This is a genomic window from Cryobacterium sp. Y50 (assembly GCF_002929805.1).
Classification (GTDB): Bacteria; Actinomycetota; Actinomycetes; order Actinomycetales; family Microbacteriaceae; genus Cryobacterium.
The window spans coordinates 1-12,948 of the sequence record NZ_PJJM01000045.1; the positions used below are offsets into that span (position 1 = coordinate 1).

The 12,948-nt window shown below is 60.2% G+C and carries 10 protein-coding genes and 6 pseudogenes; 3 read left to right on the forward strand and 13 right to left on the reverse strand.

Annotated elements, in window-relative coordinates; translation table 11 throughout:
• Positions 1-181 (forward strand): annotated as a pseudogene (locus CXY73_RS00960) (transposase); the annotation flags it as partial.
• 260 nt (positions 182-441) lie between these two features.
• On the opposite strand, the gene CXY73_RS00965 reads toward CXY73_RS00960, so the two are convergent.
• The 4 genes and pseudogenes from CXY73_RS00965 to CXY73_RS00980 form a co-directional block, all read right to left on the reverse strand.
• Positions 442-822 carry an ester cyclase gene (locus CXY73_RS00965; RefSeq protein ID WP_104176519.1) on the reverse strand — a complete coding sequence of 127 codons (381 nt, stop codon included), beginning with the start codon at positions 820-822 and terminating at the stop codon, positions 442-444.
• Between the two features lie 121 nt (positions 823-943).
• The gene (locus CXY73_RS00970) at positions 944-1,792 is read right to left on the reverse strand and encodes an alpha/beta fold hydrolase (RefSeq protein WP_104135107.1); all 849 of its coding nucleotides are present in this window, start codon (positions 1,790-1,792) and stop codon (positions 944-946) included.
• 400 nt (positions 1,793-2,192) lie between these two features.
• On the reverse strand, positions 2,193-2,339 hold the full coding sequence (locus CXY73_RS23365) for an enoyl-CoA hydratase/isomerase family protein (protein ID WP_158253021.1): 147 nt from the start codon (positions 2,337-2,339) through the stop codon (positions 2,193-2,195).
• Positions 2,340-2,455: 116 nt separating this feature from the next.
• Positions 2,456-3,216: pseudogene (locus tag CXY73_RS00980) on the reverse strand (SDR family NAD(P)-dependent oxidoreductase).
• A 62-nt stretch (positions 3,217-3,278) separates the two neighbouring features.
• Here CXY73_RS00980 and CXY73_RS00985 point away from each other — a divergent pair.
• Complete coding sequence (locus CXY73_RS00985) at positions 3,279-3,854, forward strand: MarR family transcriptional regulator (protein ID WP_104135105.1); 576 nt, start codon at positions 3,279-3,281, stop codon at positions 3,852-3,854.
• A 5-nt stretch (positions 3,855-3,859) separates the two neighbouring features.
• Here the strand turns inward: CXY73_RS00985 and CXY73_RS00990 are convergent.
• From CXY73_RS00990 to CXY73_RS21745, 9 genes and pseudogenes are all read right to left on the reverse strand, one after another.
• Positions 3,860-4,648, reverse strand: a pseudogene (locus CXY73_RS00990) (enoyl-CoA hydratase-related protein).
• Positions 4,645-5,787, reverse strand: coding sequence for an acyl-CoA dehydrogenase family protein (locus tag CXY73_RS00995; protein WP_104176520.1), 1,143 nt, complete (start codon positions 5,785-5,787; stop codon positions 4,645-4,647). The pseudogene CXY73_RS00990 and the gene CXY73_RS00995 overlap by 4 nt, the downstream one beginning before the upstream one ends.
• Before the next feature lie 3 nt (positions 5,788-5,790).
• Positions 5,791-7,287: a CoA-acylating methylmalonate-semialdehyde dehydrogenase gene (locus tag CXY73_RS01000; protein ID WP_104176521.1), complete on the reverse strand. Its 1,497-nt coding sequence runs from the start codon at positions 7,285-7,287 to the stop codon at positions 5,791-5,793.
• Between the two features lie 118 nt (positions 7,288-7,405).
• Positions 7,406-8,330 (reverse strand): annotated as a pseudogene (locus tag CXY73_RS01005) (hypothetical protein).
• A gap of 75 nt (positions 8,331-8,405) precedes the next feature.
• Positions 8,406-8,860, reverse strand: a pseudogene (locus tag CXY73_RS01010) (electron transfer flavoprotein subunit alpha/FixB family protein); the annotation flags it as partial.
• A gap of 61 nt (positions 8,861-8,921) precedes the next feature.
• A complete protein-coding gene (locus CXY73_RS23370; protein ID WP_368665871.1) occupies positions 8,922-9,347 on the reverse strand; it encodes a hypothetical protein in 426 nt (141 codons plus the stop codon).
• The gene (locus CXY73_RS23375; RefSeq protein WP_368665870.1) at positions 9,296-9,691 is read right to left on the reverse strand and encodes a hypothetical protein; all 396 of its coding nucleotides are present in this window, start codon (positions 9,689-9,691) and stop codon (positions 9,296-9,298) included. Before CXY73_RS23375 ends, CXY73_RS23370 begins: the two co-directional genes overlap by 52 nt.
• 245 nt (positions 9,692-9,936) lie before the next feature.
• On the reverse strand, positions 9,937-11,646 hold the full coding sequence (locus tag CXY73_RS01020) for an AMP-binding protein (protein WP_104176522.1): 1,710 nt from the start codon (positions 11,644-11,646) through the stop codon (positions 9,937-9,939).
• Between the two features lies 1 nt (position 11,647).
• Entirely contained in the window at positions 11,648-11,842 is a 195-nt protein-coding gene (locus CXY73_RS21745; RefSeq protein ID WP_104135102.1) for a hypothetical protein, read from the reverse strand.
• Between the two features lie 153 nt (positions 11,843-11,995).
• On the opposite strand from CXY73_RS21745, the pseudogene CXY73_RS22180 reads away from it, so the two are divergent.
• Positions 11,996-12,288: pseudogene (locus tag CXY73_RS22180) on the forward strand (transposase family protein); the annotation flags it as partial.
• Positions 12,289-12,948: the final 660 nt, after the last annotated feature.

A 12,948-nucleotide genomic window follows, 5' to 3' on the forward strand; every position in this document is an offset into this window, starting at 1 on the left:
CCAGAACGACCCCGCGTTCGGCTACCGGTTCATCGCCGACGAACTCAAACAGGCCGGTCTCAACGCGGGTGAGAACCGGGTCTGGCGGCTGTGCTCCCAACAGCGGCTCTGGAGTGTGTTCGCGAAGAAACGCGGCCTGACGCGGAAGGCCGGGCCGCCCGTCCACGACGACCACGTCCAGTTTGCGAGGCCCGCTTGTCCTTGTGCGACCAACAAAACGTGCGGCGAACCGAAACGCGTGGACGTTGGTAGCAGCAGCGAATTCACAAGCCCCCTCACCTACGGCGCAAGCGTTGAAGGATCGGACGCGCTAGTAGACACACCAGTACGGCCCTGCCTGCGTGCCCAGTGCGCGATCAATGCCGTCTCGCGTCATAAGTCCTAGTCAAATAAACGTCCTTGGCCGTACCCCTTCTGCTTGGAAACGCCAGTTGTCACAGCCTAGGGTGCGAGGCCGAGTTGTTCGAGCATGCCCTGTTCGTCGCTGCTACCCCACCGCTCGACAAGTTTGCCGTTCTCAAACCGGCTAATTTGCATGCCACGAACAGACATCGCTTTTCCGCTAGCGGCGTGGCCCATGAGGGGGCCTTGGTGGGTGCCGGTGAGGGTATAGGCGAATGCGACGTCGGTATCGTTTGNTGGAAAAGCAGCAATCATCTCACCGAAGAATGCTTTGTAGCCTGCCGGCCCTGGGCCTTGACCAAGGGCAGCGTCATTGTCGACCGCGTCGACGGCCACAAGATCATCGAGAAGGTCAAGTTGCCCGCTGTTCACGGCGTCACCAAACTTCTGCTGGGCCGCGATATTCACTTCTTTACTCATGTGTTTACTCTCTTCGTAGAGATTTACCGTGGATGGGTTTGTGTGGGTCACAGGGTGACCATACCTCCGTTGACATTCAACGTTTCGTCGACGACGACCAAGGTGGGCCCCTTCGGTTCCACTACTTCGCGAGGAAGGCGAGCACGTGCCGGTTCCATTCGTCTTTGTGTGAGACGGTGAGACCGTGAGGGGCGTCTTCAATCAGCACAAGTTCGCTGCCGGAAATGGCCTCGTGAGTGCGCTTGCCACTGACCTCGAACGGCACGATGGTGTCGGAGTCCCCGTGTATCACCAGGGTCGGCACGGTGATTTTCGTCAGATCAACACGAAAATCCGTCGTGGCGAATGCGGTCGTACTGTCGAGCGTGCCCTTCGGCGACGCCATTTCGGCGATATCAAGGTTGTAAGCAATCTGCTCCGAGCTGACCTTCGGCTTGTTCACCAGCGACGGCTTGCCGGCGGTGAAGAACATCTGAACAAATTCGTGCAGGAATGCCGGCCGGTCACCGGTCAACCCGTCGTGGAACCACTGAGCCAGTCCGGTGTCTACGCCTCCATCAGGATTGTCATCCGATTTCCACAGGTAAGGCGGCACGGCACTGGCGAAGACGAGCTTCGCGATGCGCTCGGTACCGTACGTGCCCACGTAACGGGCAACCTCACCGCCACCCATCGAGAATCCGATCAGGGTGACGTCCCGTAGGTCCAGGGTGTCGACGACGGCCTTCAGGTCGGCAGCGAACGTGTCATAGTCGTATCCATTCCACGGCTGGGACGACTGGCCGAACCCGCGACGATCGTAGGTGATCACCCGGTAACCGGCATCGACCAGCGCAGGCACTTGACCTTCCCAAGACCTGCTACTTAGGGGCCAGCCATGAATCAGGACGACGGGATTCCCAGCGCCGACATCTTCGTAATGCAGTTCTACATCAGGATCGTTCTGACCGGGGACGGTGATGAAAGGCATGTTCTCTCCTCGTAATCGTAGATGGTTCGTTGGAGGTAACTGAGATTATGAAATTCATACAATCGAGGTTCGCTGAAAGAACGCTGAAATGATGGTCGCTGAGGGAAATCGTGTCCCGATCGGCCCGAGTGACGGTAGTGGAGAGCTGTCAGTCGTCAAAGGCTCCGCAGGGCATGTCTCAGCCCACGCACAGCCGATGCTCTTACGGGTGAGCTGCCGCGGTTATCTCGGACAATGGGCCGTCTTGAAATGGGGGGTTACTGAAAGTAGAGATCAGCATGACCACATTGCGGAGAAAATTTACCCAAGAGTTCAACGACGAGCTGTGCCGCGAAGTGATCAGCACGTCCAAACCGATCGAGGACGTCGCGACCGCGTACGTTATCGGGCCCGAGACGCTTCACCTTCGGCTGAACAAGCACCGCGAGGCCAACCGCGGCACGGAGGCGGCCATCCCCTTCACGTCCCCTCCGGCACAGAAGAATTTACCGTTGCCGCGCAGCACAAGGGCATGACACCCCGGGTCGGATTCGGCTGCCGCTACCACAGCCTTCAGTTAGTGAGCCAGCGAGATACTGAGGGCGTTCACCTCGGCGGGGCAATTTAGTGCGACCTAAACCACACCACCACGGCGCGTGACCTTCAGCGTCTCGTACTCCGCGCTCAACGCGGCGCCATCCGGATCGCGCCGTCGAGACGGATCGTCTCACCGTTGAGCATCGCGTTCTCTACGATGTACGCAACGAGGGCTGCATGCTCCTCGGGTTTGCCCAGGCACGATGGATGCGACGTCTGCGATCCAAACGCGGCGATTGCACCCGCCAGCAACGACTCGAACATCGGGGTGTGGAAGAGTCTGGGTGCTATCGTCATGACGCGAATCTTGTGCTCAGCAAACTCCCGTGCAATCGGAAGGGTAATCCCTGCTATCCCAGCTTTAGAAGCTGAATATGCAGCCTGCCCCATCTGACCATCGAACGCGGCAACCGATAGGTGTTGACGATAACGCCACGTTCCTGCCTCGCCGCGGGAGACTCCATCACAGCGCTCCGCTGATGCGAATGACATTGAAGGAACCAATGAGATTGATCTCGATTACTCGACGGAAGTCAGCGAGCGGATGCGGGCCCCTTCTTGCCAACTACCCACGACGCTGTCACAGCTCCAGCGCAGTTCACAACGATGTCGAGTCCGCCGAGCTCGGCTGCCGCGTCCAGGTTACGCGTAACATCACCCTCAGCAGTGACATCCGCCTGTACGAACGCAGCTCGCTCGCCCATCTCTGCAACGACGGCTTTCCCGCGGTCCCGATCACGGTCAACGACCACAACACTCGCGCCTTCGGTGTGAAGCAGACGTGACGTTGCTAGTTCAAGCCCGGAAGCGCCTCCGGTCACAAAAGCGACCTTGCCCAAAATCTCCATGTTCATGCCATATTGCTGCATCGCAGCTCTAATTATTAGGCGATCCGATAAACTAATTTGTCATGCAACGAAAGTGCACGTTAATCGACCAAAGGAACTCGGTGCCCCCTTCGACCCCACTCGCCGTTGACCCGATCGCCGAAGCCCGCCGTCAGTGGGTAGACCATGGCTGGACGGATGCCGCAAACGGCATGGCCGCCGTAACGTCGATTATGCGAGCTCAGCAACTCATGCTCGCTAGGGTCGAGTCGGCATTGAAGCAGTACGCGCTGTCCTTCGCGCGATACGAGCTGCTTACGCTGCTTAGCTTCACCCATGACGGTGCCCTGCCGATGACGAGCGCCAGCGCGCGGCTGCAGGTGCATCCAACCAGTGTGACAAACACGGTTGACCGCCTGGAGAAAGACGGTCTGGTTCGCCGCGCAGCGCATCCGACAGATGGCCGGGCGACCCTCGTGATACTGGAGGCCGCCGGACGCGAGCTGGTGGCCACGGCATCCGCCAGCCTGAACAGCGATGTCTTCACCAATCCGGGAATGCCAGAGGACGACCTCACCGGCCTGGTGCGAATTCTCGCGCGGTTTCGCCGCCAGTCCGGCGACTTCATCGATCCGCCGATACCGCCAGATCCGCTCTAGGCAGCTCAGCGGTTGACGAACTGCATCTCGCGCTTGTCGATAAAGGCGACCATGCCCTCCGTCTGGTCTTCCAGCGCGAAGGTGGAGTGGATGGCTCGCCGCTCGAAGCGTACATCCTCAGCAAGTGTTGACTCGAACGCGACATTGACCGCTTCCTTCGCGGCATAGACGACGGGCAGTGACTTTTCGGCAATAGTGGTTGCCGTTGAGACGGCATCCTCAAGCAGGTCGGCTGCCGGAACGATTTTGGCGACTAAGCCGCACCACTCCGTCTTCAGCGTCCATGGTTCGACCGGTGAGGATCAGCTCCATGGCCTTCGCCTTACCGATAGCGCGCGTCAGGCGCTGGGTTTCGCCCATTCCTGGAATTGCGCCTGAGTTGATTTCTGGCTGACCGAACTTCGCGGTGTCGGAGGCCAGGATGAAGTCGCACATCATCGCGACCTCGCATCCTCCGCCGAGCGCACACCCGGAGACGGCGGCGATCATCGGCGTATGCACGGCTGCAAAATCGTCCCGAGCTGAGAACAATCCGCTAAAGAAGACATCCTGATAGCTTTTGTCCGCCATCTCCTTGATGTCTGCGCTGGCCGCGAACGTGCGCTCCGAACCGGTGAGCATGGTTGCGCCGAGGCCGGTGCGCCCCGGTCGAACGCCGTTGCCGCATCAACCACTTCGTGCATGAGCGCCTCGTTGAGGGCGCTCAGCACTTTCGGGCGATTCAGGATGATAAGCCCGAGCCGGTCTCGCTTCTCCAGGAGCATCTCTGTGGCGGTCTCAACCGTCGCGCTCATTGCCTGTCGTCCAGCAGCGCGCGCCCAACGATCAGACGCATAATCTCGTTGCTTCCCTCGAGAATCTGATGAACTCGCAGATCACGTACCACCTTCTCGATGCCGTAGTCGGCGAGGTAGCCGTAGCCGCCGTGCAGCTGAAGCGCCGCGTTCGCGGCCGTGAAGCTTGCATCCGTTGCGAAGCGCTTCGCCATAGCACACAACGATATCGCGTCATCCGCACCGGTATCCAGGGCCCAGGCCGCACGATGAAGCAGTGCCCGCGCCGCCTGAAGTTCAGTCTCCATATCAGCGAGGGTGAACAGCAGCGCCTGGTGTTCGGCCAGCGGCTTGCCGAAGGCGCTGCGCTGGGTGACGTAGGCGATCGTCTTCTCTAGTGCCCACTGTGCACCGCCGAGCGAGCAGGCTCCAATGTTGATGCGGCCACCATTGAGTCCCTTCATCGCGATGGTGAAGCCGGCGCCCTCCTCGCCAAGCAGGTTATTGACCGGAACTCGCACGTTGTCCAGGATTACCTGTCGAGTCGGCTGCGCGTTCCAGCCCATCTTTTTCTCGTTGGCGCCGAATGACAGTCCTTCAACATCTGAAGGAACCAGGATGGCACTGATCCCCTGCGCGCCATGACCTCCGGTGCGCGCCATCACCACATACGCAGACGATGTTCCGGCGCCGGAAATGAACTGCTTGGTGCCGTTTATCAGGTAGTGATCCCCGTCGCGCAACGCAGAAGTCGACAGCGCTGCGGCATCCGATCCGGCCTCCGGCTCGGTCAGGCAGTAGCTTCCGAGCTTCTCCATCGTCGCAAGTTCTGGAACCCACTGTGCGCGGATCTGATCGCTGCCGAAGGTGTCGATCATCCACACCACCATGTTATGGATGGAGATGTACGCCGCAATGGTGGTGTCACCCTTTGCCAGTTCCTCGAAGATCAGTACGGCATCACTGCGGGTGAGGCCGACCCCGCCGTGTTTCTCGCTGGCGTAGATACCGCCGAGTCCCAACCTTCCGGCTTCGCGCAGGACATCCACGGGGAAGTGCTTAGCCTGGTCCCACTCGACAGCGTGCGGGGCGAGTGAGACCGTCGCGAAGTCGCGGACGGCATCGACGATGGCGTCTTGTTCCTCAGTCAGTGCGTACATGGGTCAATGCATCGCCGGAGTGACGAAGCTTGCGCCCTCCCTGATGCCGGACGGCCAGCGAGAGGTGACGGTTTTCGTTTTGGTGTAGGAGCGGAAAGAGTCAGGCCCAAGCTGGTTGAGGTCGCCGAACCCGGACTTCTTCCAGCCGCCGAAGGTGTGGTGCGCGATCGGCACAGGGATCGGCACGTTGACCCCGACCATCCCGGTGTTCACCCGAGCGCAGAAGTCCCGCGCGGTATCGCCGTCGCGGGTGAAGATCGAGACGCCGTTGCCGTACATATGCTCGGACGAAAATCGCAGCGCATCTTCGTAGTTGTCCGCGCGCACGATGATCAGCACCGGACCGAAGACCTCCTCTTTGTATATGTGTATCTCAGGAGCGACGTGGTCGAAGAGTGTCGGGCCGAGATAAAACCCGTTCTCGTAGCCGTCGACGACGTGTCCGCGGCCGTCGGCCAGCAACTCGGCCCTCTCGTCGACTCCGATCTGAATGGCATCGGAGACTCGGCCGACGGCATCCATTGTGATGAGCGGGCCGTAGTCAGCGGTTTCGTCGTGCGAGTGACCGATCTTGAGAGACTTCGCCCGTTCGGCGAATTTTGCTGCCAGCGCATCGCCGGTATCCTTGCCAACCGGAACGGAGACAGAGATGGCCATGCAGCGTTCCCCTGCTGAGCCGTGACCGGTGCCGACGACGCCGGCGACTTGGTCGAGGTCGGCATCCGGCATTACAACCATGTGGTTTTTCGACCCACCAAAGCATTGGGCGTGCTTGCCATTGGCGGTAGCAGTCTCGCAGATGTACTGCGCGATCGGGGTGGAGCCGATAAGGCCGATGGCCTTGACGCGGTCATCCATTAGTAGCGCGTCGACGGCAACCTTGTCACCGTTCACGACGTTCAGCACGCCGGCCGGAAGACCGGCTTCGAGGAAGAGTTCTGCGATGCGCAGCAGGACGGAAGGGTCTCGCTCTGACGGTTTGAGGATGAAAGAGTTGCCCGCCGCGAGCGCGGGTCCCATCTTCCAGAGCGGGATCATGGCAGGAAAGTTGAATGGGGTGATCCCCGCAACAACGCCGAGCGGCTGACGCATCGAATAGACATCGATGCCGGTTCCGGCACCACTGGAGCATTCACCTTTGAGCAGGTGGGGAGCACCGGCGGCAAACCCGATGACTTCCACGCCTCGTTGAATGTCTCCCTTGGCGTCGGCGATGGCCTTGCCGTGCTCGGACGCGAGTGTCCGCGCGAGGGAGTCCATGTCGCGTGCCACGAGTTCGAGGAATTTCAGTAGCACGCGTGCGCGACGCTGCGGGTTCCACTCGCCCCAGGCGAGCTGCGCCTCTTCTGCGTTCGCGATTACCACCTGCACTTTTTCCGTAGTCGCCAGCGGCACACGCGCCTGCACGGCTCCGGTGCTCGGATCGAAGACGTCACCGAACTGCCCTGAAGTGCCGGCGACATGCTTACCTCCGACGAAGTATGTCGATTCGCGAACCATCTGAAACCCTACTTCCCGCGCAACCACCGTGGTCGACGCTCTCATCAAATATACTTGGGTGAGCTAGTAATTCATAGGACATGCTGGTAATTATCCGGGTGGGCGAATATTCAAAGTGCTAGCGTGAAACCCTTCCTAAGAGGGCTGCGATCGGACGCAGGATAATCGGACGCGCGACGAACCAGGCCAGGACTATAAGCACCAGCGAGCCTGCAAGGAACCAGAACCCGACCCAGGACTCGTCATCGCGACCGCCATACATGTGGTTGGGGTTTCGCAGCGCCCCGGCGGCGAACACCAATGTGACGTGGGCGATGATGAACAACACGAAGTAGAGCATCAGCGGAATGTACACAGCACGGGCAACTTCGACCGGATACAACCGGTTCAGCCGCGTCGCACCCTGGGGCCACGCTACGGACATCCGGATGCCGGTGATCACCGCCAGCGGTGCGGCAATGAACACGGTAATGAACACGGTAATGAATACGGTAATGAACACGGTAATGAAATACCTCAGCAGCTGCAGGCCGTTGTAGTTGACCCAGCCGTTCTCGGTTGGCCACCTGAGGGAGGTTACTGGATGGCCGCCGGGATAGCGTTCGGCAAGACATCCCAGCTGGTCGGGACGATTCGCATCCATTGCGCAGTGGAGAAAATGAGCAGGAAGAAGACTACGCCGTTCAGTACCCAAAGCGCGTCGAGGCTGAGGTGCAACCACAGTCGCGGCTGATCTTCTTCGGGGAGTTGCGCGTGCGGATCGGGCCGGAGTTGTTGCGCGTCCAGAAGGCGGCCGGACGCTGGTTGGTGCGCACCAACCACTCGGTGCGGATGATGCGCACCAGAAAGGACACGTTGAGAAAGTTCTGCCACGCAAACCAGGCCTGGAAGTCGACCGCGACACCATCCGGAAGTTCGGACTGGCCGGGATAACTGGTCGGAAAGTCTTGCACCGCCGGCAGCTCCCGCACCCAGTGAGCGATCAAAACACCGACAAAAGTCAGCACCAGCAAGCCAACAACGAGCCAGGTGAAACGGGTCAAGCAATTTCTGGAGCGCGGTTCGGCGCTTTGAACGCTTGGACACGGACGCTCTTTTTCTATTGGCGGTCTCGGCTGCTATTTGCGACGCGCTAAGATTGCCGCCACCAGCTGCGGCACAACGGTGAATACGTCTCCGATAATCCCGAAGTCGGCGACATCGAAGATTGGAGCATCCGCATCCTTGTTGATGGCAACAATAGTTTTCGCCGTCTGCATGCCGGCGCGGTGCTGGATGGCGCCCGAGATTCCGAGCGCGATGTAAAGCTGGGGAGATACCGTCGTTTCGGTCTGCCCAACCTGGTAACTCGGCGGCACGTAGCCGGCGTCCACCGCGGCGCGGGACGCCCCGATGGCGGCGCCAAGCGCGTCTGCAAGCTGCTCCACCAGCGCAAAGTTTTCCTTCGATCCGACGTCACGACCACCAGAGATGACAGTGGATGCCCCCGCAGCTCAGGCCTGTTCGATGCAACAACGGCTATCGGGTTGCCCAGCCTACGAGCAGCGGTGATGAGCGATGGAGCTGAACTGGCGAGCTTGCCCGCGTTGGAGACTTCGATGAGAATAAGAATATTCGACATTGTGGCTTCTCCGTCAGGTCAGGCAGCCGGCGGCGAGTAACTCTGCGAGCTCCACTGCAGCGTTGCCGTCGTCGATAATTTTGGTTCCGGCGGACCGCGCAGGCCGCTCGGTGGTGATTGTGACTACCGATCGACCACCCGAAGTGAGCTCGACATCCAGCTCGCTAATCGACAGGGTGGTGAAGGGCTTGCGCTTGGCCGTCCTGATGCCTTTGAAATTGGGAAAACGCGCTTCCGGAGCACTCTCGGTGACGGACACGATAGCGGGAAGCGCCGCGTGGACTGTCGCTGCAGCTGCTTCAGTTCTGCGTTCGCCGCTCACCGATTTCTCCGAGATTTTGATGGTCGTCATCGAGCTGAGGTGCGGGATCGTCAGTCGCTCGGCGATCATCGCGGGGATGACCCCGCCGCGACCGTCCGTCGACTCATTGCCGGCCACCAGCAGGTCGTAGCCGGTGCGCGCAACAGCGACGGCGAGAACCCTGGAGTCAGGCCAAGGTCAGAGCCGACGAGCGCGTCATCCACGACGTGGACGGCTGCATCCGCTCCCATCGACAGCGCCTTGCGCAGCGCCTCGGCAGCGGTAGCAGGGCCCATCGACAGAACGATAATCTCGGCATCGTTGTGCGAGTCCTTATAACTAAGCGGGGTTTCGAGTGCGCGTTCGTTGATCTCGTCGATCACCCGATCTCCGATGGATCGGTTGAGCAGCCCTGTCGCCATATCGAGTTTACGTTCTCCATAAGTGTCAGGCACCTGCTTCACCAAAACGATGATCATCATCGATTCACTCCTAATTCTTTTCGCCATTACGGGGCCGCGTTACCCTGAGAAAATATAATAGGATTCACAACTATTTACGAGGACGTGCCATTAGCATCGGAACCGGCCGTAGCTTTAGCAGATTGTTGTCGTTGTGTTGCTGAGCTCCGACATTCAGCATTACGCATCATCCTCGCTTCGTCATCGCGGGACACCCGGACCCGGCTGTCCCGCACCGACGACCCAGGTGATTTTTGGGAGTTGGGTCATGCCCGGCCATGCTTCAGCTGGGGGAACTGCTCTTCCCTCCACTCGGTGATGGTGATGTGGCCGGCGGCGGCATCCACTTCACGCAGCCGCAGCTCGACGCGGCGGATCTTGCCTGAGATTGTCTTTGGCAGGTCGAAGAACTCGATCCGACGGACGCGCATGTATGGCGGCATGCTCGCTGCCGAGTGCACGAAGATGGATAGCGCCGTCTCGTCAGTGGGTTCCCACCCCTCAGCGAGCACTACATAGGCCTTAGGCGTCGTGAAGCGGGTCTCATGTGGTGCCGGAACTACAGCGGCCTCGGCGACCGCTTCGTGCTCGAGCAGTATGCTCTCGACCTCGAACGGTGACACTTTGAAGTCGGATGACTTGAACACGTCATCGGTGCGGCCAATATAGGTGATCGTGCCGGAAGCATCACGGGATGCCACGTCTCCGGTGTGAAAAAAACCGTCCAGGGTGACCTCGACGTTACGCTGTGGATCGTCCAGGTACTCGGTCATAACGTTGACGGGATGCCGCGACAGGTCGAGGCATAGCTCACCCTCATCGCCGACAACGCCCGTGATCGGATCGACGAGGACGATGAGAACCCCTGGCAGCGGCCGACCCATGGCGCCAGGCACGATCTCGACTCCCGGAGTGTTCGCGACCAGCGCGGAGGTCTCGGTCTGACCGAAGCCGTCGCGGATTGTGAGGCCCCAGACGGCCCGGATCTGCGCGATCACCTCGGGATTCAGTGGCTCACCCGCCGAGACGACCTCGCGCAGCGCTGATGGGCGGTCGAGTGTCTTGGACTGGATCACCATGCGCCACACAGTGGGGGGAGCACAGAAGGTTGTCACAGCTGCTCGGTCGAGCTGGCGTACGAGTTCCTGGGCGTCGAACCGTGAAAAGTTGTAGATGAAGATCGTCGCTTCGGCGTTCCAGGGCGCGAAGAGCAGGCTCCATGCGTGCTTCGCCCACCCGGGCGCGCTGACGGACATGTGCACGTCGCCTGGCTGGGCGCCGATCCAGTACATCGTCGTCAGGTGGCCGACGGGATAGCTCTTCTGCGACTGCTCGACCATCTTCGGCATGCTCGTCGTGCCGGACGTGAAGTAGACCAGGAGCGGATCATCCGCCTCAGGAACGGCCGGGATGAAGACGCCCGTGTGCAAAATTGTCGTGGCGTAGTCGGCCCAACCGTCGATCGGAGCGCCGATCGAGATCCGCGAGAAGTCACCGTCGACACCGTCGAACTTTGCGTTATCCGCGGAGTTCGCGATGACATGCGCGATGCGGCCGCGGGCTAAGCGATCGACGAGCTCCGCGGTGCCGAGGGCGGTCGCGCTCGGCACGATGACCGCGCCGAGTTTCATAATCGCGAGCACACACTCCCAGAGCTCAACCTGATTGGCGAGCATGACCAATACGCGGTCACCCTGGTGCACGCCGTGCTCGCGGAGCCAGCCAGCCACTTGGTCGGAACGGCGCGACATCTCCTGGAAGCTGACCTTGCGCTCCCGACCGTCCTCCTCGACGATCCAGAGTGCAGTGCGGTTGTTGCCGTCGGCGATCACGTCGAACCACTCGACGGCCCAATTGAAGGTCGGGCCGATCTCGGGCCAGGCGAACTCCGCAACGGCGCGTTCGTAGTCGTGGCCGAGCGCGAAGAGCTGGTCGCGTGCTGCCCGGAACCTCTTGGTGTTCTCAGTCGCGGTCATTTCAGCACCCTTCAAAACGGGTCCGGAATCGCACTGGGCGTTTCTCGATGAAGCTGAGCACTGGTTCGAGTGCGCGTTCATTGATCTGGTCGATCACCCGATACCCGACGGGTCGGTTGAGCAACCCTGTCGCCGCATCGAGTTTGCGATCTCCATAAGTGTCAGGCATCTGCTTCACCAAGACGATAATCTCCATCGATTCACCCCTAATTCTTTTCGTCATTACAGAGCCGCGTTACCTCGAAAAAATATACTAGGACTGGCAACTATTTACAAGGAAGTGCCACTAGTATCGGAACCGGCCGTAGCTTTAGCGGATTGTTGTCGTTGTGTTGCTGAGCTCCGATCCTGTCAGAAGCGCAACCCACGCTACGACTTCGGTGACGGGCGGCGTCGTTGGCGGGCATTAGTCGTGGGCTCAATTCAAGTTCACCTCGAAGCTGTCGCACCCCCCGAGTATCCTGCCGCGTCCACGGCGTTACTGTCTCCGCCGTGCCCTGGGCCCGGCACCAAAGCGGTCACACTCTCTTCTTTGATGACCAGTTCGCGGACCTCACCCGAATCGGGATCGATGAAATTAGTTACAAGCGCGGCCACAAGTATTTGACCCGCGTCGTCGACCACGATTCCGGCCGTCTCGTCTGAGCCGCACCGGGCTAAGACCAATACCGTTCACTTAAGCAGTTGAATGGTGATTTCTGGCTCGTGAGCGGGTTGTGGCCAGTGGGCGTGATGGAAGCGTTTGGCGGGCCATTTGGAGACCCTACGCTTGATGACGCGAGGGTTTGATCGTCGTCGGCGCGCGAGATTCAGCCGTTGAATGAGGGCGCGGACTGCATGACTCCAAACTGCGGTGGCGTGGTCAGGCTTTGGCCTGGATGACTTGAGGAGCGCGCAGAGTGCCCTATCGGGGCGTAGTGAAGAACAACGCGTAGTGGTCGAACAGGGCCGCCGCCATCAACCTCAAACGGCTCCTCAACCTGGGATTGACCAGAGAAAAGGGGGGTTGGGCCCTTGGCTAACACCCCAGAGCACGACCACCACCTCGACATAGCGGCCGACGCGGCACAGCCGCCCACAACGTCTCCTCCGAGCCGACGCAACGCCAGATCTTCATACCGGTACCGACCGCTCAGCCCACCTCACCGCGTCCCACCCCGGAGCAAAAAAACACTCTAGAGACTCGCCAGACCGGCTGAACCCCTGTTATTCAGCAGGCTCCTGGATGGGTGAGTCCTAATGGTCGTAGGCGATGAGGGATCGTTTGTTGGGAGTTTCGAGGAGCCAGTTGTGCCAGATTCC